Origin of the sequence: Bacillus sp. FSL R9-9834, from assembly GCF_038006905.1 — a bacterium.
GTDB lineage: Bacteria > Bacillota > Bacilli > Bacillales > Bacillaceae_G > Bacillus_A > Bacillus_A pacificus.
Genome location: NZ_JBBOWD010000001.1, coordinates 2,996,191 through 3,020,550 on the forward strand (window position 1 = coordinate 2,996,191; position 24,360 = coordinate 3,020,550).

Consider the following 24,360-nt stretch of genomic DNA (forward strand, 5'->3'; position numbering starts at 1 on the left):
TCTCCTTATATTGAAATCTCTTCTTTAATAGTTTTTAAATATTCGAAAACCTGTTTATCTGTTTGTGGACAGTTTGGTTGATTCAAGTTCCCATGAACTATAAGAGCTTCAGCAGCACACCCTCCTCCACATATAGGTGATGAGGCACAAGATTTACATTGTGGAATGGTAAAGGAATTGAATTGTTTCCACTTTTCCCACTTCCAATCTTGGCGAGAGAATTTAGGGAAATAATCGCCGATTTTGAACTCTGATCTTCCAACTAAATCAGGACAAGCATATATATGGTTATCAGGTCCAAATACAACTCGTTTCCCTTCAGCAGATTCACAATAGACTATATTGGGAACAACCATTTCAATTTTATTTTTTAATTCTGAATCTAACTGCATAATTGGTTTAAAGAAACGGTACATATCAGCTCCGAAGTTAAGAGATTTTTGTTTTTCTAATTTTTCAAAATCAGGAATATTTTTTTGTAATTTTTTTACAATTTCATAACCCTTCATTAAATCTTCTCCTAAGCCTTTACATGTATGATCTGTGACAGGCGAAAAAGAAATTGAGAAATTTTCATTTTCAAATAACTTGTTTTTTTTGTAATAGTCTACAAGAAGTGAAACATAATCAATATTTGTTTGGTCTATATTGACTCTTACAATGGTACGAATGCCATGATTAAGTGAATCACAAATACCTTTTTGAATTTGATCAAATGTACCTTGACCTCCCGTCATAATACGTCGTTGATCATGAATATTCTTCGGTCCATCAACTGTAACCATAATACTCAGTCGATCACGGTAGTTTTGGAAAATCTCTACAAAAGAAGAAAGGTAATAGCCATTTGTATTGCAACCAATTTTGAAGTTACGCTTAACAGCTTCTTCACAGATTTGTTTGACTATTTTTTTAGTAAAAGGAAGGAGTGGTTCGCCTCCAAAAAGGTTAATCATACCGATTTTATAACCACTTTCTTTATGAAAGATGTCTATGGCTTGCATAACTGCTTGGAGTTGTTCTTCGGTTAAAGCTGTTATTTTCTCATGAAGGCTATGGCTTTCAAAACAATATGGGCAACGAAAGTTACATGTATATGTAGGGCAAATAACATACTGCATTTCATTTCCAGCGTCTACAATATTTTTAGCCTGCCATAGTCTATGGTCCCGATCCTCTGTGTTCTTAAATACGTAACCTCTATCAATTAAAATTTTAGTAGCATTTTTCTCTTCGTTAGTTAAATTTTTATAATCTCTATATGACAATGTATCGATAAAATTAATTAAGTCATGAGAAAAAAAATCTACAGCACCAGTTAAGGTATTAATCATTAGAACTTCCTCGTTTAAAGGATATCGTAAATGATACTTGTTAATAATCATCAAATCACCCTTGTATAATTATTTTCTGTTCTTGCTAGGCAAGAACAGAAAATAATGAATTTAGTAACTAAGTTTATTAAAAGGTATAAGTATTTCGAGTGTTTATTTACTGTAAGTATAAATTAGATTTGGAAGCAACAATTAAAGCAGCAATTATCACAACAAATTGAGCAGTTGAAGCATTTCATTTCATCCCTGTTTTCAAGTGTTTCCATTTGATCAGCTAACTTTGTCCAAAGCTGTTCATTGTCATTAACTGAACGGATTTTAAAAGATTTTTTTTCCATTTTTAAATCCCCCTCTATTATAGTTGCTTTGTTTTCATATAAAATAAAATGAAAGTGGATTCTGATATAAAATAGCTTTATGAAAATAAGTTGATAAACATTGAAAATTACTTTGCTATACCAGAAAACTTCCATTATTTGGAGCCGGCTCAATAATTATAATAAATGGAATCATATGTAATTAGCAACTTCAAAATTCGGAATATTTCGTGACAGATTTTTCAGATATTAAAGTATAGAAATGGTGTTATAAAGCTCACAAACATTCAAAAATACATACATAAAGAAATTCGTTCTCCTGAAAGAATAAGAGTAACCTGAACTATCTACAGAAGGGACGGATTGTATGATAACCTTTTTTTCATGAGTTTTGTGGTTTATCATTTGTGCCTCATATTTCTACTTTTTCACGTGTAGGTGCTTGGTTTCGAGAAGAAGGCATTCCTCTGCTTCACGAACAGGTACTAAAAGAAATGCATCGTGATTGATTCCTTGTGCTTTAATTAAAAGTACCGCCACTGTACCTACAAAACAACAATTGTGTGATAATTATCCATCATTATATTGTTATCCCCATAGCAAAGTATCATTTCATTCTACTATGAAGCATTCCTCCTCTTTTTTTAATAGAAAAAGAGAGTCCCTTTATAGGCACTCTCTTTTATGTATATCCTCTATGTTTAATCGATTACGATTTCATGCATATTTAGCATGTTTAACTTTTCTTTATAAAAACTCAGTACTTTTTGAGCATGTTGTATAGTCATTAATCTATCTTAAACAGTAAGTGATTCAAAATACGGATAAACGAATATCTGTAGCATAACCATTTAGCTGCACGCACTGTTCTAAAATCAATGAGGATTCCTCATCTAATTTCCGACACGATTTGTGCAGCATTAAAAGGTTATGAGTTTTTGGGACTGTTCTACCGTTTAGTGCAATCTTATGTTCCATAGTTACGGTACGACTAGCACGTTCTAGAAACTCTTCTGGCCCATACACTAAAAAATCAACTGGTGTTTCCATAACATCGTAAATACCCCAATTGATACGATTAATGACTCCCCTTTTTCTTGCTCCTACACCTTCTACAACAATACAGAGATCAAATTCACTGTCTTCATTTGGTGTGCCATATGCATGAGAGCCAAAAAGGATGATTTTTTGGACAGAAGACACAGTTTCACAAATCTTTTGAACCAATAGGTCCAATTCCCTTTGTACTTCTTCGTTAATCCGAATCACTCCTCGGATAAAGTAATTATATTGACGTTTAAGTATATTATACATGCGTTGCTCTTCTCCTTGCTATTACATATTTATTTTTATATTGTTCTCTTGTTTCCCAACGTTCTGCAATGCTTGATAACATTCGTATACCTGCTTAAAATCCTGTAAGAATCCATCATCAGAGATACTATGAAATCCTTTGAAGTTCTTTCTACACCAATATAAGAGATCAAATTCATCCTTAGCTAAAAAAGAATCTGGATTGAAATGAATAAATGCCTCTGCTATACAAGCCAGAAGCAATGGTATCATTTCAGCATCCTCTTTTGATAAATCCAGTACAGATACAACGGGGTATACTGCTTATATTGATAGTATTGTGGCGGTACCCCACATCCATCAACTTGAAGGCTTTATAATGCCCCTAAAACAAAAAAATTACGCATTTTCACCTGGAGATGCCCATTTTCTCGTTTTGGGGTATTTGCTTTTCTTAGATTGATTGGCATGGGGCGGGACCCCAAACAGTACGATTTTATTTCAAAGACACAACGATCTTACTACACACTTTTTATTTATCCCACACTCTCATCTGCTAGTATTACTATTTTTTATTACTAATGTTGCCGTTTCACTCGGATGGCTAAGAGGAAAATGATGGCCATATGGAACAAAATCAACCTTACCAAGATGCGATGGAGCAGAATAGCCTCTGTCATACTCCCCCCAAATAATGTGAAGATTATACTTTGTTACTTCATTGAAATCACCTTGATCGTTTTTCAGTAGTAAACTGTTAAGCTGAACCGTAGTATTTAAAATTCTAGGGGAAGTAAAACTGTTACTTATTTTTTCAATATAATGTTCAGGGATACTCTCCATACTTTCAAACAAACCATTACTTAATAAATAACGCCCTATCAAATTAGTAGTTGCCAATTTTAATGTCCATTTGTTCATAAATTGAGGAACATTTAGCGATTTAGCATTTTTTTTAGCAACAGGTGGCTGAAGTAAAGTGATTGCATACTTCTTATCTATGTACTCTTGTACCAATGCTTCTAGAAGAATAAACGCACCGAATGAATGGCCAATTAGATGTGCACCATTCGTAGCTTTCTCCAATAACTTTTTCACTACATTCAAATAGATATCTAGAAGATTTTTCTCTCGTTTAAAAGGAGAACGTCCCAAACCTGGAAGATCCAAAATCCATACAGGTTGACCAGTTTTTTCATGAAGCTCTTGTGCTAAAGGAAATAAATCCTCTCCATCACTCAATAAACCATGTAATAATATAAACGGTTGACCCTCTCCTTGTAATTGGTAAAGGGTATTGTTATCGCATAATGTTCGTTTAAATACATGATTATGCTGGCCATTTTGATACATCATTCGATAATCCAGATCAGCTACTACGGCAGGGAAAAATTTCATTACACTCGTCTTCTTAAACCAATCTCCTCCCATAATTTTTTTCGCTGAAACATCTGAAAATTTTCGGTTTGTAATAAAATTCAGTCCATCAGAAGGAATTTTTGTTATTTTACTTACTCCACTATTCATAATTGCTTTCATAAGTGGCATTGGAACAGAGATTTTTGGTGCCCTCATATTCATACTTTCCGACATAATACTTAATAATTCAGCAATGTTCTGATCGTGCTGTTTGTCTTCAACAAGTGTATATGTTTGAATAGTCGGTTGCTCCAATCTGAAAACCTGCACAATAAACTTCGCAAGCTCATCGTTTGAAATAAGTGGTAACCTATATCCCTTACCTCCAGGAATCAATGGCATGAGCCCTCTTCGCATACTCATCACAAGCAAACCTAATCCTGCTATCTGCTCTGTACTCCCTGTTTTACTACTACCGACTACAGTTGGCGGATTAATTACAGAAAGCGGATAACCTACTGCTGATGCGTGCTGACGGATATAAAGATCTGCTAAAAATTTTGTTCTCTCATATGGATTTTTTATTTTCAAATAATTGTTTCCTTCTTGAAACACATCAATTGCAATCTTGCTATTTTTATCATCAAAGGGACTCATATAACCTACAACATGAATAAATTGTTGCAAGCCCTTCAATTGATGAATACTTTTAGCTAATTCACTAATGTGTTTGGCGCCATTTAAAAATACGGACGCTGCCTCTTTACTTGTCGCTTGAATATCCATGGGGCCTCCTGCGTGAATAATCACATCCGTTTTCAATACCCTCTCCTTATCTTCAGCACTTAGACCTAAATCTATTTTCGTCAAATCACCTTCAATAAAGTGCATAACTGCCTTTTTTAAGATGCCTCTTTCTTGAAAAAGGCGTATTGCTTTACTTTTCGACCTTACTAAAAGAAGAATTTTAACATCCTCTTTGGCTAATTCTTTCACTACTTGCTTTCCAATAAAGCCTGTTCCACCAGTTAAAAATACTGTTCTCATATAAAATCCCCCTTTTAGTACTAATCAGTACTAATTTAATGTAAAAAAAATGCTTCTTTTATCGAAGCAATTTTAAAAAATGATCTGCTGTTTTCGTAATTACAGTTGCATCCTTCAATGTTTCTGAAATAAATAACGCTCCTTCAAGATTTGTAATAAAAAGTGATGCAACCTCATCAATATGAATCGTATTTCTGAATTCTCCATTCTCTACCCCTTGTTTAAGTAATAGAGAAACTTTCTTTTGTAATCCTGTAAAAAAAAGACCTATTTTTTCTTTTATTTGCGTGGCCTGTTTAGGACTTTGAATATAAAGAGTAATAAATGGACAGCTCCCCTTATACTCTCTCGACTGAACTCCTTGTGATAATTGCTTTAAAAACAGTTGGATACGATCTTCAACTAAAAATTGATTCTGAGAAAGTACGTCATCAATTGCAGATTGATACATTTCAATCCAATAATCAACGACCGCTTCTAATAATACTTCCTTATTAGAAAAGTGATAATACACATTAGACTTTGAAACTTTGCTTACACGTACTAATTCATCCATACTTGTATAAGCAAATCCTTTTTCTAAAAATAATGTTGCAGCTACTTCAATCACACGTTTTTGATTCATTAATTTTACCTTTGTCATAACTAGAACTATATAGTACTAATTTAAATATTGCAAGTATTTATGTTAATTTTTAAAAAAGTTTGATTAAAAAAGTTCCACTAACATTGATTTTACCGTAAAAAAATCTTATTTTGAATAAAGTTGAACTGAACCCAGAAATTGTTCATTCACTATTGTCTAATAGAGATCACCATACATACCCATCAACTTAAGAAAAAGAAATTTTAAACATCTTAATCTGCCTTTCCTTTATGTAAATATGGGAATAACGAAATTACCCCAAGGATAGCTAAACAAGCTCCAATCCATAGCGGAGATACAAAACCATATCCTTTACTGATCCCAAGACCACCTAGTGACGAACCAATAACAATACCTAGCGTAATAAAAGAACTATGAACGGTATTTATCATTATTCCATTACTAGCTGTTTTCATCACCCTCGCAACCATAGCTGGATTCAATGCTACACCAGTTAAACCAATAAAAATCGTAGAAATAACTGCAATGTATTTATTCTCTGCACTTAAAGCAAATACAGACAACGCTATGATTAATATAATTAATCCACCCATAAGTATTTTCATTGTAAATTTATCAGCAAATTTGCCAATTATTATATTCTCAATTACCGTCGCACTACCATAGAGAGCAAGTAAATATGGAATGCTTGTGCTTGAAAATCCTGTAACATTTGTAAAGATCGGAGTGAAATAACTAAATGCTGCAAACGTACCACCAATAATGAACATACTTGTTACGTACGCTGCCCAAAGATGAATATTCTTAAATCGCAGAAGTTCATCCTTCCAATTTAATTGCTCTTTATTTGAAGATGATGGTAATAACCGTTGAATCATAATCCCTGATACTAGCACAAGAACAGAAACGGCCCCAAAACTAATACGCCAGCCAAAATATTGCGAAATAACGGTCGTTATAGGTAAGCCTAATACAGTTGCGAACATTAAACCTGCAAGTACAATTGATGCAGCCTTTCCCCTTGAATCAGAGTGGACCAATGTTGCAGAAAAAGAAATCGCAACTCCAAAAGCTGAAGCTGAAGCAATACCAGTTATAATACGTGAAATCATCATAATATCATAGTTCCAAGCAATAGCTCCAAGCGATTGACCAATTAAAAATACGAACATTAAAAACAATAATGCTTGTTTGCTGCGCATTCGTAAGAGGATTGCAGTTAAAATGGGGCCTCCTATTACCATTGCTCCTGCATAAGCTGAAATTAAATACCCAATAGATGATACAGGAACCTGGAATGCAAGAGCAAGTTCATTCATCATACCTGCAACCATAAATTCTGATGTAGTCATACAAAAGATTGCTAAAGCTAATAAATATATAATCGATGGCATAAAAACACTCCTTATTCATTATTGTAATGATCGGTACAAAAATAGTGCGAAAAAAGAGCGCACTAAGCGCCACAAATAGACTCTATTGTTCCTTTGATAACTTGTTCAGACAACATCCGATTTTGCATCGATACATTAAGAACACGGAATCCGTAATAACTGCTTAAAAGCAGACTAGCTAATTCCTCAGCTGATTGCTTCTTTGAAATTTCACCTGTTTGCAATCCTTCCTCCATCACTGTTTCAATAGCTTGTTTAAGAAGTTCAACATGCTTCGAGAAAATTTCTTGTACCATTAAATCGTTTTTAGCACGTTCTATACTGGCATTAATCAATAAACATCCTTTTTCATCCATATTCTCAAAGTCTTCTTTCAATGCCCATTCAAAAAAATTACTTAATCGTTCTTTAACTGGAATTGGAGTATGTAACAATTTCCTTTGTTCCCTAATCCCAATTTCATGGTAGCGTTCTAATACTTGTTTATACAGTTCATGTTTACTACCGAAAGTATTGTATAAACTTCCTTTTCCAAGTCCTGTATCACTGCATAAATCTTGTGTAGAACACCCTTCATATCCTCTTAACCAAAATGTTTTCATTGCAACATCTACAATTGAGGAATAATCAAACTCTCGAGGTCTGCCGCGTTTATTCAATCGTATCCTCCTCTCATTTTAAAGATAACATGAATAGAATACCCCTTTTTTGTACCATGCGGTCAATAATTTTATTTTATTGTTACTGTAAAATAAAATTTGATTATGTTAGATTACGAATAATGAAAAATAGCCCCTTATTCAAATTTCCTAGCGAAAAAATCACGTTTTAATAGACTTCTTTATCATCCCTACCTTTCTATAAATTACTAGTTATGAAACAAGGATCGTTTCATAACTAGTAATTTACTTGATTAGCTTGATGGGTATGGAGTAGTGCCCCTATAAGCAAAACCCTCCAGAAACATCTAAAATTTGCCCCGTTACCCAGCGACTATCAGAGGAAGCAAGGAATGCTACTGCATCTGCAATATCTTCAACTTGCCCAATTCGTCCGAACACAGATGAATTCGTAGCAAAATTTCGTATTTCCGGATCATCTAGCAATTTCGCATTGATATCTGTCTTCGTATATCCAGGCATAATTGTATTCACTGTTATACCTCTTTCTCCAAGATGTTTAGCTAAAGGCAGTGTCATCGTATTTAATGCACCTTTACTTAAGCCGTATGCAATGGACCCTGTAAAACCAAGTCTTACTTCAGCTGATGAAATGTTAATAATGCGCCCCTCTGCTCGTAGTAACGGTAATGTTTGCTGAATTAAAAAGAATGGCGCCTTAATATTTACGGCCATAATTTCATCAAAAACTTCTTCTGTCGTATTTTCAATTGTTCCTTGTGTACCTATCCCTGCATTGTTTACTAAAATATCAATCTCTGCTGTACCAACTCTTATTTGTAATTCATTCTTTAATTGTTCTACTAGCTTTTTGACACCATCAATTGATTTGAGATCTGCTTCAATTAAGAACGCCTTTCCTCCATTAGATTCAATCTCACGAATTGTTTCATCTGCAGCTGACTTATTTCGGCCGTAGTGAATCGCAACTAATGCACCGTCGTTTGCCAATCTCATCGCAATCGCGCGACCAATTCCTCGACTCGCCCCTGTTACTAACGCTACTTTACCATCAAGATTCTTCATTTTTTTCCATCCTTCCTAAATTTCCGTTTGATAAAAACCTATACTTATATTTTCATGTAAACACCAATAATTATAAATACAGATTTATAGGTAATTTAGTTTGTTTACTTATGATATTATAGTTATAATTTGTAATTCACTTTAGAAAACACAACAAGGAGGCTACACAATGCAAAACGCAGTAAAACTGGATGAAATCGATCATAAAATTATGAACTTGTTATATGAAAATGCGAGAATTTCCGTTTCAGAAATAGGACGGATCATATCCATGACGCAGCCTGCTGTAAAAGAGCGTATTAATAAACTTGAAGATCAAGGAGTTATAGCGGCTTACCGAACGAAATTTGAGCCTTCTAAAATTAATAAAAACATTCAAGCATTCGTTATGTTTAAAACGAGCCAATGCTCTGATTTTATCCAATATTGTAATACCGCTTCTGAAGTAACAGATTTATATCGAATTAGCGGGGAGTTTAATTATATGATGAAGGTCATGAGCGATTCGATGGATTCTCTCGCTACATTTTTAGACTCTTTAATGCAATTTGGATTATCGTCTCCTTTAATTGTATTAAAGAGTGAGTTCGAGGAGAAATTGTCGTTCTGATAAAGGAATAAGCGAATTGGCATCAAATTTTCTCAAAAAAGAAAAGGGAGTGGATCATCCACTCCCTTTAACCACTTATCCCTGATTCCTCTGCGCCCCTCTAAACTCTTCCTTCACCTTCTCTAACAACCCTTCTTCCGTAATTAATCGATACGCCGTATTCGCTAATGCTTTTGCGGATGTAATTAATGCTTTATCTCCTAATTCTGAACGCGCTGCTTCTCTAAATTCATTCGTATGTGCAATTAAATCATCTGGGCCGATTTTAATGTACGGATGAATGGTCGGTACGACTTGGCTTACGTTCCCTGCGTCAGTTGAGCCGATGCCAAATCTTTCTTTACGGTTTACATCTTCACCTAGTAATTCTAGTTCTTCAGCTACGATGTCGTTATATGTTTTTGTTACGAGTAGTTCATCGATTTCATTTTGAAATTGATGGATTTTCACTTTTGTGCCTGTTGCTAACGCTGCTCCCTGAGCAATATTTTTTACTTTTTCTGTTACTTCCGCACATCTTTTTCGCGTCGCTGCACGGATGAAGAATCTTGCTGCGGCGTAGTCAGGAATAATGTTAGGTGCTTTTCCGCCTTCTGTAATAACACCATGAATCTTCACATCTGACGGAAGTTGTTGGCGAAGTGCGTTAATACTGTTGTACAGCTGAATCACCGCATCTAATGCGTTAATTCCTTCTTCAGGTGAAGCTGCAGCATGAGCTGTTTTTCCGTAAAAATGAAAATCAAGTGGATCGACTGCTAGTGAAGGACTCGTTGTTGCTGTTTTTCCGCTCGGATGAATCATAAGCGCCGCATCAATGTTTTTAAATAAACCCGCCTTTACATAACTCGATTTTGCGCTACCGTTCGGTCCTCCTTCTTCAGCTGGTGTTCCAAACACGACAACTTCTCCCCCAATTTCTTCAAGCGTTTCTGATAATGCAATTGCTGCTGCAACACTAATTGTGCCGATTAAATTGTGACCACATGCATGGCCAAGTCCTGGTAAAGCGTCGTACTCCGCTAAAAATGCGATTGCTGGCCCTTGTTTTCCAGAGCTTTTTCGCGCGATAAATCCCGTTTCGTGTCCAGCTATATTGTGCTGCAACTGAAATCCTGCACTACCTAGTAATAAACTTAACGTTCTAGATGCGTAAAATTCTTGATTACCAATCTCCGGATTCGCATGAATATCATGACTTGTTTCTATGTACTTTTCCTTATTTCTTTCGATACTCTCTTCAATTGTTTTTCTTTGTGACGTTACTCCTGTCGCTCCCATTTTTCTTCCTCCTTTTATTTTCACGTAAAAAAGCCTCTTTCTAAAAGATAGAAAGAGGCTTCTGTATATACAGTCAAAATGAGCTTCTTTCTTATCTTTCAAGTTACCTTGCTGGAATTGGCACAGTATTCATAACGAATCCGCTGCCGAGGTTTCATAGGGCCAGTCCCTCCACCTCTCGTGATAAGAATTTTCATAAAATTATATTAAATTACATTCATTCTAAGTTCATTTCAAATAAAAGTCAAGGAATTCCTATCCGAATTTACCGGATATCTAAAAATCCTTTTAATACACCAATTGTCTCAGGTGCTTGCAGTCTTGCACATACGTATGGAAATTCCGTACTGCCTTCAAACATCATTTGAGATGTGAGGGGCGCCCCTGCCCAAAAGATTTCATCATCGATTACGATAAACGGGAATGCTTTATTTTGCCTTTGTAACTTTACATTTTTCAGTGGAACTGGTCCATCACTATACACTGTTATTTGCGCATTTGTACGCATTAATGCTTGCCATACTCGCTTATCCACTTGCTTTGTGCTTGGAAGTGAAATAATAATCTTTCGTTTTGCAGCTAAAATATCTTTCAATAAACCTTTTGGCTCTTCAAGATTCATTTCCATAAACCAGCGTAAACGTTTCGAAATTTTCCGCTCCCATAATTGTCTTGATGTCGTACGATCATACACATCTCCGTGACGTTCTATATGAGCTGTTAATTGTGATAACGCTTGTTTTCTAGAAAGATTTTTACGCATATAATGACAGTCCGATAATTGAATGAACTTTCCTCTCGCCCTTGTCACTGCTACATTGACGAGGCGATGGTTTTTATGGTCAAAGAATAACACGCCAGGTCGTTCTTGCGGATAACTATCTACTGTATCAAAAATCATCATATCCCTTTCAGAACCTTGGAACTTATGAACCGTTGCTGCTAAAACAGGTATGTGACGATACTTCGTTTTTTGCAACATTTCTCTCATACACGTTGATAAAAAGCGGGATTGCGCCCTGTAAGGTGTAACAACACCGATCGATTGAACACCGTCTAACAGTCCGATTAACATCATTTGCATCGCTACTAAACCAGACATAATATTAAAACGAGACCCTGAAGCAGCGTCTTTTAACGAAAATGCTCCCATTAAGCTCGTATCAAATAAAACACTTGCCTCATTTGCGAACGGCTGCAATTGCGCAAGTTCTTTACGCTCTGAAACAGACGGATGATCGTATACTCTATTTTTATAAATAAATGAGTTTGTAAACTTAGATATATCCGCATGCATACGTCTTTGTTCCTGCAGCATAAATAGGTTCGGGTGTGCTTCTGATTTATTAACAGACTCAACAATCCCGGCATGGTAAAACATATCTTCTCCAAGCCATTTTCGAACGAGTTCATGGTTCGCCATCGCAATTGGAGGTAACTGTAAAAAGTCACCACAAACGACGATACGTTTTCCAAGTGATGCAGCTAATGCGATTTGCGGAACATATGCCATACTTACTTCATCTACAACAACTAAATCAAATGTACGCTCATAAATAAGTGAATCAATGGCACATTTCGATAAAGTTGCGCCGATTACTTTCGCATTTTCAATGTATTCTTTTTCTACCTCTTTAATTTTCGTTTTTTGCTTTCGAAGATCACTTTCAATCTCTTGTATGCGCTTCTTATCAGCAGACGTCGCTTTATATGATAAAATCTTTTCACGAAGCTCTTGGCGTGTTTCTTCTAAATAGAGCCTTTCTTCTCCCCAAGATCCATTCGTCGTTTCAACTAACTTCGACGCAAGTAACGTTTCATGATTTCGTATATGTTCATGTTGACTATAACCGTAACGAACAATTTCACCAGGCGTCCATTTCTTTTTCTTTTCAATTTGCTTCGTTACTTCGCTCATTAATACGTCCACTGCCGCATTACTATGAGCTAAAACAAGTACCGATTTTCCTTTTTGATAATGAGCCGAAATAATACGTGATAAATTGTAAGACTTCCCTGTTCCAGGCGGTCCCCACACGTACGTCGTCGGATTGTAAAATGAACGATACGCCAATTCATTTTTCGGATTTTTCATCTTCTCAATATGTTTCGGACTACTCGTCCCATCAACAAGACGCTTTATACGATTACGTTTTAGCTTATCTTTACGCGCTTCTTTTAATCGCTCTTGTAGTTGCTCTAACAATTGCCACGGTTCACTATATAAAACCGCTTCTCGTATTTCACCTTGTATATAATCATTTAACTTCAGTTCTATTTCTAATCCATGTACAGATAATACTTCCCCTGTCGCTTCCTCACCATCGAACTCAATTCGAATCGGTGAACCTTCCGGTAAGCTTACTTCCGAAATAAGCTGAAATACGTATACTGTACTTTCATAATCTGTATATAAAAAACGACCGTTTATGATAGAAATTTTACTACCACCTATCGTTTTCCAATGTTTAATTTCATACGCTAATGCATAATGCCACTCTTTCATCGTTTCCGATAATGAAGGAGTTTGAGTAGGTGTATTCATCGTATAATCTCCTTCCTTCTCCCCAAACATACTTTCTCACTATACCATATAACACGCTAAAATTTGTAAGGTTTTTATCTTGCTTATTTTCTTAATTTTCAATAACATATTGTATATAATTTTCAGAAAGAAGGAATCTACATGCCAGTTAGAAGAATTGAACACGTCGGACTTATGGTTGCAAACCTAGAAACATCTATCGCATTTTATGAAGAAGTAGTTGGCTTACAACTCATTAAACGTATGGGACACCCGAATCCAGACTTAAAACTCGCTTTTTTAGGTGTGGAGGAATCAAAAGAGACGATACTCGAATTAATTGAAGGCTACAACTCTTCCCTTCCGGCAGAAGGAAAAGTACATCACATTTGCTTTAAAGTGGATTCATTAGAGGACGAAATTGAAAGAATACAAAAACACGGCGTAACCTTCCTACTAGGAGAGGAAATTGAAACATTACCAGATGGAACACGTTACATATTCTTCGCTGGTCCTGATGGAGAATGGATTGAGTTTTTTGAGACGGAGAGATAATAGGTTGTTCTCTCTTCTCTCCTATTTCTTTTCTTAATGGGGTAGCGCCACATCGCTATCAAGCTAAGCTCATACAACATCAATCATAGTAGAGGTTGTTTCTTTTTTCTAAAGGCAACCGTGTAGGAAATGGAGACCCCCTATTTATCGATCAATATCAATGGTTAATTAAAAAGATGACTTCACTAATTATAAGTTTTTAATAAACTAGTAAAAAATAACAAAATATAATAATAATAATATGTTAAACAGCTCTTAATCTACTTGTAATGAATTATTTTAAATTTAGCCCTTATCGTATTACCTTATTGAATAAAACTTCTAATAAATTAATCTGAAAGGTCGTTCTTAAGTTATAAAAACTAGTTTTCAGATTTTGTGTAAACAAAAGGAAATAAGATCCATTTTATGGACCCTTTTTCCTTTTGTTATTTTAACTTAGTGTAATCTATATTGTCCTGTTAACTGCTCTTCAGCCATTCGAACTAAACGTTTTGTAATTTCTCCACCGACAGATCCATTTGCACGTGACGATGTATCAGGCCCTAGTGTGACTCCTAATTCACGGACAATTTCATACTTCATTTGCTCAATAGCACTTGCTGCAGCTGAAATAAGAATTTGATTTGTATTACTTTCGTGTCTTTGAATATTCATAATTGCACCTCCACTATATTTGTATATAACCTGTGCTTAATTATGATATTTATACGTAAGTAAAATATTTTCTTCTATCGTTTATCTATTCATTTAATAATATTTTTCACGTCTCCAATACGTATATCACCATCATGATGATACTCAATAACAAACCCCATATCTGGTGAATATATCCACGTATCAAAACTAACAGCTGTAACATCATATATTACTTTTAAAACTTGATGTAAATTTGTTTTAATTACTGGTACTCTGGCATTATCCCAAATAATATATACGGTCTGAGAGTATGTTCCAAAAAAGTTCTGTAGATATAATTTTATTTCATCCTCATTATATAAATCACCATAGTTTTCAATGTTGGACCAATCTACTCTCCCCCATTGTGTAATAGGGAATGCATTTTCAAAACTTTTTACTACCATTTTTCCTTGAGTATTCTCTAAAATTTCAATGTCTTCACCTAATGCTTCAATACACTCTTCCAACAATGTTGCCATTTTATTACCTCATTTATTTAGATATTTTAATAATGATTTAAAGGTTTCTTCGTCTCCTTCAAAAGGAATTGCATATTTAATTGCTTTATCTTTTTTTCCATTTCTAAAATCTTCTACATTGATATGCATCCCTTTACTAGGGTCATAATCTAATCGCCATCTTGCTTTATGATCAGCTGTCTCTCTGCCAACAATTTTACCATAACCAGCGCTTTTTTCCATTGTTCCTATAAATGGTTGTGAATCTGCCCCAAAATCCCCCAATAAGCTCATTGCTTTATTTCTTGCTTGTTCATATGTTTGAACCTTATCAAGAACAATCTCTCCTGAACGACCACCTTTAGCAGCTGCTTCTAGTGCCTTTCCTTTCTTTTCAAGATCGCCAATCTTCCCTACAACTTTACCAACAACTCGTGTTGTACCACCAGATACGACGGCCAAGGTGCCCCATGCATAATCGTCAGGACTGTATTTTTGACCTGTTACTAAGTCTTCACCTTTGATAAGTTGTCCAATTTCTTTTCCTGTACCAATTATTGGTGTAATACCCAATACGAATGATAAATCTCCATCATTTGCACGATTATAAATGCGAGATGGATCTCCACCCAAATCATACAGTGCACTACTTAAATCAATATTACCAATATTTCTAGCTGCAGCAGATACATCAACTTTATGACTTGCTATTTTATTAGCCGAGTCCATAAAGATATTTGCAAGATCTATTCCCATATTAAAATCTGTGAAGAATCCTGGGATTTTCTCATCTAACGCTTGTAAATCTTGCGCAATGACTGGAACGTTTTTTCTTGTTACCTGTACAAGTTCCTCCATTCCAGGCTTCGCCTCTTCTATTGAATGTTTCAAGCGAATAGAGCTATTTACGACTGGTCCTAAGTCTGTAATAGCACCAGATAATCCCTTTGATAACTCTTGCATATTCAATGTGATTTGATGAATGTCTTTATTAATCTCATTTTGACATTCAATGGCTTTGGCCGCAACCACATCTAATGCTTGATAATATCCAACATATGCTTCAATAAGTGATTCATAGTACTGAAGTATAAAACTGTATGTTTCTACACCAAAATCCAATAACTCTTTTCCGTCAGCCCCAAGTAATTTTACTAGTTCTTTTCTTTGTTTAACTGTTAGATTTTTTATATCACCCTTCATTGCATTCACTAGTTCTTGCAATTTATCATGTGATTCTTTCATCACTTGTATTTTATACTGTACATCTTGCTTTGCATCATTAATGTCTCTGGAAAGATTCTCTAAGTTTTCTGCCTGATCTACCCAATGTTGTTGTTCTTCTTCTAAAATTTTTATCGTATTATTTATGTATGTTTCATCGTTTTTTAAGTAATTTAATACACCTTCAAATATCTTTACTTTTCCATCAAGCAAAGTAAGTGGACTTTTAGCCTCCTGGTCAAAGATAATAGCATCATGAATACGCACATATCCTTTTTCACCTTGGTAATTAACCTCATACCAAGAACCGACTTTCCCCACTACTTCTATCACTTCACCCTTATTCACACTTTTTGCACGTAATGCTTTTTTTAAGTCTGGCTCCGGATATACTTTTTTAACAAGGGATTCTAATGTAACCCACCCTTTAATCAATTCTCCGTCTTGATTAAAAGAGAATTTCTTGTCTTTATATGTAAAATCTCCTGTTTGTAATGCACCTGAGGGCTGTAGTAAATACCAATTAAATTCTTGCTTCATCCAACCATTTCTTGATTCATGAGAAGCATCAAAATAATACGGTTTCCCATCAACATGTGTAAATCCTGATTGTACAGGACCTAACGGGCCAAAGTAATAGATTTTCCCGTCAATATGTTGGATTCCAGTTTGTACTACTCCATCGGTTCCCAAATAATAATCGTATCCATTTGTATGTACCCATCCAGTTTGCATAAAACCATCAGTACCAAAATAATAACGTTTTCCATCAATCGATTGAAAACCTGTTATTCTTTGCCCATCTTTTTTATAATACGTCCATTTTCCTTCTTCTTGTACCCATCCTTGTTTATTGTCTAAATAGAGTGCTTCTTTTAATTGATCAATCCATTGTAATCCATTCGCAAGAAGCGTTAAATCACTATCTAATTGTTTATCAAATTTCTTTTCAATATTTTTTGGGAAGTATTTTTCTGGATCTTTATGATACTCAGTTATCATAAAATGAGACAGATTCATTGCTTCTTTTGTTACATCCCATGAACGAACTGGTGATTCACCAATTATAACTGACTCTAGTATCCGGACATATCCGATCTCCCCTTGATATTTGACCTGATACCATAAACCTTGCTTGGATATGACCTCTAAAACATCTCCATCCTTTACAGGCTTAGATTTCAATAGAAATTTTGTTTCTGGCTTTGGATAGATTCTTTTAACAGCAGAACGTAGAGTAATCCATCCCTTTTCCATATCCCCGTACTTATTAATTTCAAATGATTTTCCTTGATAGGTAAATGCTCCTGTCACATACTTCCCATCTTTTAAATAGCTCCATGAAGTTGCAGAGAAACTCCATCCAGTCTTTAGTTTACCAGGTTCACTATAATATAAAGTATCTTTCCCTACCTGCTTACTCCCTTCGAATAGCCTTCCATCTTTAAAAAAGGAGTACTCTATTCCATCTAACGTAATGTTATCTGTTTGCTTACTACCATCTTTGTTGTAATAGTACCAATTCTCTTTCTCCTTCACCCAACCAACTGATTCATCATTTTGCATATCTGTTACTTTCATAATCGTCCTATACAAGAACATAGAAAATTGCTCTCTAGTAACAATGCCATTTGGATTAAAATTGCCGTCACCTGTACCACTTGTTATGTTGTTACCGGCTAATATTTTGACATATTCGTTGGCCCAGTGATCTTTCATATCCGTAAATTCAACATTTCCTTGCGGTTTTAAATCAAATGTTTTGACAAGCACAGTTGCCATTTCGGCACGTGTCATATTATTTTTCGGATTGAATTTTTTTTCAGTATTTACACTGAAAATACCACGTGCTGTAAGAGCTAAAATTTCTTTTTTGAAATTGCTGTCACCAATATCAACAAATGGATTATTTGTACTATCTTTCGGTTTTAAATATCGATACAAGAAAGCAGCGAGATGTTCACGAGTAATAGGATCGGCTGCACCGAAATACCCATTTCCGTATCCTGTTATAATCTTATTCTCCGCCATATACATCATTTCTTTATACGCCCAGTGGGTTTTAGGAACGTCAATAAAAGATGATGAATTCACTTGACCATTTTGTTCTGCATACGCTGTTCCTACTGTACTGAATAATAAAATACATACCATAAAACTTAAAAATAATTTCTTAATTGTGTTCATAATAGCTCCTATTCAATTGTTAAAAATATAATTGTAAAATAAGTGATTCTGTCTAAACAATAATTAATTCATAAGATGTTTCATTTTTTAAATGTAGTAGCCCGTTTATGGAACCTTCTTAATATATAGTAAAACCAATTTTTCAATTTAAAAATCCCTTAGTGTAAAATCCGCATTATGATGCCAATCCCCTTTCTCTTTGACGCGGCCTATTTGATTTAAAACTTCGACTTCCTCAGTAAGCATTAGGGCATAGATAGAAAATAATTAAAATAATGATAATATAAGTCCTATGATTTTCTTCATACTCGCGTCACCTTTTTAATTCACAAAAAACCTTTTAATTATATATTAGATTTCGTTTGTATTAAAATAAAAAAATATAAATATGCATAATTGCATATTTATATTCTCGATAGAGTGTACCCTATTGAGAAGTAATCCCTTTCCTTGATAATATTAGTCTTAGAGACTCTCAATAACACTTATCAAAAATACAATTGAAATTATGGGACAGGTAGAATTCTTATTACAAGCTGTAAAATCTTATATAAGAGATTTAGAACAACGATAATTATTTATTAAGGAGAAAAAGCGTAGAAATTGAATCTTTCTACGCTTTTTCTAGTATTCAAATTCCATACTCATTTCCACGAAATCACCATATGCACTATCAACGGAATAGGAATGTTAATGTCAATCTTTGCAGAAAAACTCTATATACTAATCATACTTAAAGGAGAACAGAACATGATAAAACATATACTCAGTTTCCTACTTGGAACATTTGTTATGATAATTGGTTACGTTTGGGTTATTCCCTACACTCTTGAAGCAATTGACAGTAATGTAAGCTATATTACTAATCACAAAAAGTATTTTAGTAAGTTATATGAATATGACATTAACCTTTGGATCATTGCAATACTTATATTTTGCATTTTTACTGCGATTTCTGTTCTTATACTCAAGTTACCCGATTATAAGAAAAATAAAAGCACTCCTATAAAAAGATATAGTCAAACAAATCGGCAAAAAAATGCAAAGAGAAGGCGTAGAAAATAATTTTTTTATGTTAGGGTTTTTACTTATAAAAATATCTTAGCGTATAAAAACCGCGTTTTTACGTTGGTATTCCTTAATGTAAAATTGAAATATAGCCGTACCATTTATAAAAAAGTTGAATCAAAATGTTATTATGTCAGTTTCCCTCCTTCCACTAACTGGCAGTTTAATTTAACAAACGATGTTATAATTTAAATCAATTAGGGGGGATAAATTTGAAAAAGAAATCTACTGTTCTTTTATGCTTATTAATTTTCAGCATGTTAATAGCATATTATTTTTATCAAAAAAATCAAAATGAAGAATTCGTTAGATGGGGCGATAGTATACATACTGTTAACACTGAAATACTAAAAGAGAATGATATTGAATACAAAATTGAAAACGATAAAGTTTATATTCCAATAAGCTCTCTTAGAAAAGCAACATTTTGCTGTTCCTAATAAAAATACAGAGTTAAGTTATAATTCTAATGTTTGATTTAAAAAATGTTTTAGACTATAGAAAAAAGTATTAATCTATTAAAAAATAGTTGTAGACTGAAAAGGTGTTTTCTATATGTGAAAACACCTTTTATTTCTGTAACTCCATTTATAGTATCCATTGTCCTAGTGGATATTTTCCGAATGTGTAAATTTGAAAACATCACGCTCTGGAATGTGTTTGTATAGCATGTTTTCTTCTTTGACAAGAATATCATAAGAATGATAGTCGTGTTCAATCGAGCCGCCAAAATCTCTAATGTCAATTGTTCCAATGAGCATCTTATTTCCGAATTTAAATGAAACTTTTTCGCCTAATTGGAACTTCATTGGTGGAAAATCTCTATCTTTTTTACAATACATGAATTTCACTCCTAACATTTTTATAAGCCAAAGTACCACCAGCAATTTAGAAAAAAACACTAAGCAAAAAATAAAATAAACTATCCATTTAGACTGTGCTCATTTACATAATTATCGAAGTCGGAAGTAACTTATGATTTTACGTGAGGTCTCTTCTTTCTCTTCAGTAATACAGCTCCTATTATCAGGAGTATCCCAACTCCCAAAAGTCCATAGGATACAGGAGGGTCAGCCATCACAGCCACAGCTACTGATCCACCATTACCTTGGAAGCTGAAAGAACTAAGAGTTAAAAAACCGAATGTAATTAAGAGAAGTCCTACTATAAATAGAAATATTCTCAATCGATACACCGCCCTGTCTACTTTTCCTTATTATACCATTGGAAGAAGGCTAGTAGTGACTTGAGTTATAACTGTATATTCTATACATGTAAAGTTAACATAACGCAACATTATCAGTAGTAATCAAAAAGGGGATTCCTTACTCACAAAAGTAATCCCTTTTTTATTTTCCATAAAGCTATTCATCTTTTTATGCATTCCTATTATGGCGCGGTTTTAGGTTTCGCATTTGTTACTGAATGAACCGAATGACTGTATAAAATCTTGCATGCTCTTAGCGTTTTTTTCCAAAATACTGGCGGTAACCCTGCTATGTGAAAAATAGATACAACTCTTATTCTACCTTTACAGTTTCTTTCGATAAGTATTTAAAAGCTGTATCAAAATATTCCTTTTTCCCCCAAGTATCTGAATTCCCTATTACTACAAAGTATTTCTTTGCTCTGCTTGCTGCAACGTTTAATAGATTTGGAGTACTGGACGCCCAATCTAACGGTCCTGTTCGCTGATCATCTACTCCCAAAACTAAAATGACTAATGGAGCTTCCTTTCCTTGGAAAGTATGAACCGTTCCGATTTCTATTTTTTTGTTTTCTACTGCATTTTTGTTTATCTGCTTTAATTTTTGAACTACACTTACAAAAGGTGAAATAATGTAGCAATCTTTCCCTGGATTATTTTGCGTAAACTTATTAGCGATCTCAATCGCTTTTTTTCCTTGCTCAGGAATATAGTGGTTTCCTGAACCAGTAGTTCTTCCTCCAATATTAAACCATTGACTCATGTACATTGGATCCTCTACCATATCTTTGTTCTTAGTCGCATGTAACATCTTGTCTTGATATGTTGTTTTATTACATATCTCAAACATAGGGCTGTCACAACGTCTATGTACACGAAGCGGTGAGCCCAACCACTTTGTGTTATTTTTGGAGTCACTCATTGTTCCGCCAAATTTGTTATTAAGATCAGCAAATTCTTGTACACTTACTTCACTTCTAGTTAAATGATAGAAAAATGAGCTTTCACTCGTAATTCCAGCACTTTCATTTGCTATTAATTTGAGCTGATCATCACTCAACGTTACAACCGGAGGTATTTGTAATGGATCACCTACCACTACAACATTTCTGGAACGCCAAATGGCTCCAATTGCAGATTGTGGTGTAGCTTGACCTGCCTCATCAATAAACAGCCAACCAATATCTTCCGTTTTCAAATCCCTTAAAAACCTTGAAACAGAAGCAAATGTTGAAGAAATTATAGGTGTAAGTAGGAATATAGTATCAAACATCGCTTGGATGAAGTCATCCCTTTGCTTTTCATTAATTTGGGAATCAAGATTCGCTTTTTCTTTCCCACCTAAAAAATAAGCCCTTGCTAAAGTTAAATTTTTTTCTATTTTTTCCTGGTTTTCAATTAGGAAAGTACAATATTCATCCATCATTGTTTTGAATAGCTTACTCCGAACACAATTAATTCGATCTTCTTTATTATCACCATCAATATTAACAAATTGTTTTTGTGATGATTGCCATTTTTCGTCATCTATATCATCAAAGTCATCGTTTACTTGCGCGGTTTTAATCATACTTGATATCTGTTTTTCTAAACTATCAAAGGAATACTCAGCACTAGCATGTATATTACACAGATCATTAAGTTCATCTGAAATATTTTGAAAATATTCTTTTATATTTGCTGATTTCCCCATTGCAGCTGATATTTTCCCCCAGCAACTTTCATTCTTGTTATATCCTAAATAAGTGTAATTGTTTTTTATTAATTCCTCATCTTTAGGCAAATCCATACTTATATTTTCAACAGCAGCATTATTATTTGATGTAACTAAAATACGATATTCTTTAAGTTTTGAATGAAAAGAATAATAATAATCCTCTTGTCCCTCAGAAAATTGTATTTTTGTAAATAAATTCTGTGTTTCCTTTAAAAACTTTACCTTTTCAAAAATAATATTGGCAAATACATCTTTTAATAATGTAGTTTTACCTGTACCTGGAGGACCGTTTACCGAAAAAATAAACCCCTCCTTTTCCTTTGAATTTGCAATAATAAGATTTAAAGCTACCTGCTGCATTAAACCTAGCGGAAAACCTGAAGGCCATCTCGTAATTGGAATATCTCGTAAAATCCTTTTTATTTCGTTAATACTCTCATTATTAAAAAAGTCTACTCTTTCACCTGAGTTTTTTAATGTTTCCCAGTTATCTAAGGCAAGATATGTTTTTAATGCTTTACCTATCTTTTCATATTTAATGTTATATTTTACTTCCTCCAAATCTTCAATATAAAAACTGTTTACTCCTACATATTCTTTGTATGTAAGTCGAATATTTTTCTCATAATCCTTATCACTAGAAAATCGAAATACTCCTTCTTTATCGAAGTGGCTATGTTTTATGTATGATTTTAATATACTTTGAATGTTCCGAGAAAGTTCTAACCAATTTTTATATCTAACATGTATAAACTTTATACTCTTAGCCAGTTCCACGTGTTCTTCTGACTCATTAAACTCTAAGTCATTACTAATTTTACTGTAATTTTCACTTTCAATTACCGACGTTATTGTACTTATTAAATCCAACTCTAAATCTTTTAAACTTTTTCCAGGGCGAAGAAAATATTTAATTATAGGACTAACTACCACACTAGATTCTAACGTTTTATCCTTTATTGGTTTTAGCATATGATCTAACTGAATATGAATAAGAAAACTATTAGGAAATCCTTGAAAATCAGTAAAACTAATTTTCTTATTAAATTCGTTGGAAAAGTATCTTAGCACTTCTTCTTTTGCAACAGGTAAATAGAATAAAGATGCTTTTGCATCCATTAAATACTTACCTTTTGCACTTTCCCCCTTTTTTTGTAGAAACATTTGCATATAATTTTGAGGTGAACCATTGGGTCTTATAAAATCAAAGTAATCAAGCTTAGGTTCTTTATGAAAATAATTTTTAAAGTTAAAAAGGCTTAATGATTCTTTATCACAATTCATAAAATTAAAATGTTCTAGTTCAATGAAATAATTCATTACTTTTGAGGATACTTCCTTATAATCACTATTTTTAATTTCTTTCTTTTTACTATTAAAAATTAAAGAAAAAATTTTCTTTAAACCACTCATTATTAATCTCCTTTGATAAAACAAGATATTATCTAAATTATACCAAATATCCTATTGAAATATAGTCTGATTAAATCAAAAAATTTCCAGTAAGGAGCCATCTTTATTTATCGTGATTTCTTAGGTTGATAGCGTTGGGGTAATACCTCTTTTTTGTGGATTTAAAATAACGGTTAACTGTTATAAAAAAGTTGCAATGCTTTTTCTCTTACAAAATAAAAGATTTGACTTTAAGATTAGACCCGATTTTGAGGTAGTAAAGAATAATCCAATCGTTGAGAATTTTATTTTAAGAGTAAAAATGCATTAATTAAAAATCCAATAAAAGAAAATCGAACTAGATAGCCTTTCTAGATTGATTTTCTTTTTTATATTCTC

At 33.8% G+C, this 24,360-nt stretch carries 18 protein-coding genes, 4 pseudogenes and 1 riboswitch; of the genes and pseudogenes, 5 read left to right on the forward strand and 17 right to left on the reverse strand.

All coding sequences use genetic code 11. The features are described from left to right. Positions 1–5: 5 nt before the first annotated feature. Together MKY00_RS15520 and MKY00_RS15525 are read right to left on the reverse strand one after the other, a co-directional pair. Positions 6–1,334 (reverse strand): radical SAM/SPASM domain-containing protein, encoded by a 1,329-nt coding sequence (locus MKY00_RS15520; protein WP_229147365.1) that lies wholly within the window; start codon positions 1,332–1,334, stop codon positions 6–8. A 173-nt stretch (positions 1,335–1,507) separates the two neighbouring features. Further along, positions 1,508–1,672, reverse strand: coding sequence for a hypothetical protein (locus MKY00_RS15525; protein WP_000412664.1), 165 nt, complete (start codon positions 1,670–1,672; stop codon positions 1,508–1,510). Between the two features lie 353 nt (positions 1,673–2,025). Between MKY00_RS15525 and MKY00_RS15530 the strand changes: the two are divergent. Continuing rightward, positions 2,026–2,189, forward strand: a pseudogene (locus MKY00_RS15530) (ISNCY family transposase); the annotation flags it as partial. Between the two features lie 163 nt (positions 2,190–2,352). On the opposite strand, the pseudogene MKY00_RS30200 reads toward MKY00_RS15530, so the two are convergent. The 8 genes and pseudogenes from MKY00_RS30200 to MKY00_RS15565 all read right to left on the reverse strand — a co-directional run. Then, positions 2,353–2,617, reverse strand: a pseudogene (locus MKY00_RS30200) (HEPN domain-containing protein); the annotation flags it as partial. Next, positions 2,594–2,965, reverse strand: a pseudogene (locus MKY00_RS15535) (nucleotidyltransferase domain-containing protein); the annotation flags it as partial. The pseudogenes MKY00_RS15535 and MKY00_RS30200, both read right to left, overlap by 24 nt. A 21-nt stretch (positions 2,966–2,986) precedes the next feature. Next, positions 2,987–3,300: pseudogene (locus MKY00_RS15540) on the reverse strand (hypothetical protein); the annotation flags it as partial. Positions 3,301–3,493: 193 nt separating this feature from the next. After that, positions 3,494–5,350: an alpha/beta fold hydrolase gene (locus MKY00_RS15545; protein ID WP_016717949.1), complete on the reverse strand. Its 1,857-nt coding sequence runs from the start codon at positions 5,348–5,350 to the stop codon at positions 3,494–3,496. A gap of 58 nt (positions 5,351–5,408) precedes the next feature. Further along, a complete protein-coding gene (locus MKY00_RS15550; protein ID WP_001072309.1) occupies positions 5,409–5,975 on the reverse strand; it encodes a TetR/AcrR family transcriptional regulator in 567 nt (188 codons plus the stop codon). Between the two features lie 233 nt (positions 5,976–6,208). Continuing rightward, entirely contained in the window at positions 6,209–7,351 is a 1,143-nt protein-coding gene (locus MKY00_RS15555; RefSeq protein WP_016717950.1) for an MFS transporter, read from the reverse strand. A gap of 62 nt (positions 7,352–7,413) precedes the next feature. Beyond that, entirely contained in the window at positions 7,414–8,010 is a 597-nt protein-coding gene (locus MKY00_RS15560; protein ID WP_016717951.1) for a TetR/AcrR family transcriptional regulator, read from the reverse strand. A 282-nt stretch (positions 8,011–8,292) separates the two neighbouring features. Next, on the reverse strand, positions 8,293–9,057 hold the full coding sequence (locus MKY00_RS15565) for an SDR family oxidoreductase (RefSeq protein ID WP_016717952.1): 765 nt from the start codon (positions 9,055–9,057) through the stop codon (positions 8,293–8,295). Positions 9,058–9,226: 169 nt separating this feature from the next. Here MKY00_RS15565 and MKY00_RS15570 point away from each other — a divergent pair, with 169 nt between their 5' ends. Next, positions 9,227–9,667, forward strand: coding sequence for an Lrp/AsnC family transcriptional regulator (locus MKY00_RS15570; protein WP_016717953.1), 441 nt, complete (start codon positions 9,227–9,229; stop codon positions 9,665–9,667). 75 nt (positions 9,668–9,742) lie between these two features. On the opposite strand, the gene MKY00_RS15575 is transcribed toward MKY00_RS15570, so the two are convergent. Further along, the gene (locus MKY00_RS15575; RefSeq protein WP_016717954.1) at positions 9,743–10,948 is read right to left on the reverse strand and encodes a M20 family metallopeptidase; all 1,206 of its coding nucleotides are present in this window, start codon (positions 10,946–10,948) and stop codon (positions 9,743–9,745) included. Positions 10,949–11,036: 88 nt separating this feature from the next. After that, positions 11,037–11,138, reverse strand: a riboswitch (SAM riboswitch). A gap of 75 nt (positions 11,139–11,213) precedes the next feature. After that, positions 11,214–13,523, reverse strand: a complete 2,310-nt coding sequence (locus tag MKY00_RS15580; protein ID WP_016717955.1) for an AAA domain-containing protein — start codon at positions 13,521–13,523, stop codon at positions 11,214–11,216. Positions 13,524–13,634: 111 nt separating this feature from the next. Between MKY00_RS15580 and MKY00_RS15585 the strand changes: the two genes are divergently transcribed. Then, a complete protein-coding gene (locus tag MKY00_RS15585; protein ID WP_001145272.1) occupies positions 13,635–14,027 on the forward strand; it encodes a VOC family protein in 393 nt (130 codons plus the stop codon). Positions 14,028–14,465: 438 nt separating this feature from the next. Here MKY00_RS15585 and MKY00_RS15590 read toward each other — a convergent pair whose 3' ends face one another. From MKY00_RS15590 to MKY00_RS15600, 3 genes are all read right to left on the reverse strand, one after another. After that, positions 14,466–14,684: an alpha/beta-type small acid-soluble spore protein gene (locus MKY00_RS15590; RefSeq protein ID WP_016717956.1), complete on the reverse strand. Its 219-nt coding sequence runs from the start codon at positions 14,682–14,684 to the stop codon at positions 14,466–14,468. Positions 14,685–14,773: 89 nt separating this feature from the next. Continuing rightward, positions 14,774–15,187: a CDI toxin immunity protein gene (locus tag MKY00_RS15595; RefSeq protein WP_016717957.1), complete on the reverse strand. Its 414-nt coding sequence runs from the start codon at positions 15,185–15,187 to the stop codon at positions 14,774–14,776. Positions 15,188–15,196: 9 nt separating this feature from the next. Next, complete coding sequence (locus tag MKY00_RS15600; protein WP_016717958.1) at positions 15,197–18,577, reverse strand: S-layer homology domain-containing protein; 3,381 nt, start codon at positions 18,575–18,577, stop codon at positions 15,197–15,199. 750 nt (positions 18,578–19,327) lie between these two features. On the opposite strand from MKY00_RS15600, the gene MKY00_RS15605 reads away from it, so the two are divergent. Beyond that, on the forward strand, positions 19,328–19,642 hold the full coding sequence (locus tag MKY00_RS15605) for a hypothetical protein (protein WP_016717959.1): 315 nt from the start codon (positions 19,328–19,330) through the stop codon (positions 19,640–19,642). Positions 19,643–19,857: 215 nt separating this feature from the next. Next, entirely contained in the window at positions 19,858–20,085 is a 228-nt protein-coding gene (locus MKY00_RS15610) for a hypothetical protein (RefSeq protein WP_016717960.1), read from the forward strand. 165 nt (positions 20,086–20,250) lie between these two features. On the opposite strand, the gene MKY00_RS15615 is transcribed toward MKY00_RS15610, so the two are convergent. Together MKY00_RS15615 and MKY00_RS15620 are read right to left on the reverse strand one after the other, a co-directional pair. Further along, the gene (locus MKY00_RS15615; protein ID WP_016717961.1) at positions 20,251–20,487 is read right to left on the reverse strand and encodes a hypothetical protein; all 237 of its coding nucleotides are present in this window, start codon (positions 20,485–20,487) and stop codon (positions 20,251–20,253) included. A gap of 678 nt (positions 20,488–21,165) precedes the next feature. Further along, positions 21,166–23,982, reverse strand: coding sequence for an AAA domain-containing protein (locus MKY00_RS15620; protein WP_016717963.1), 2,817 nt, complete (start codon positions 23,980–23,982; stop codon positions 21,166–21,168). Positions 23,983–24,360: the final 378 nt, after the last annotated feature.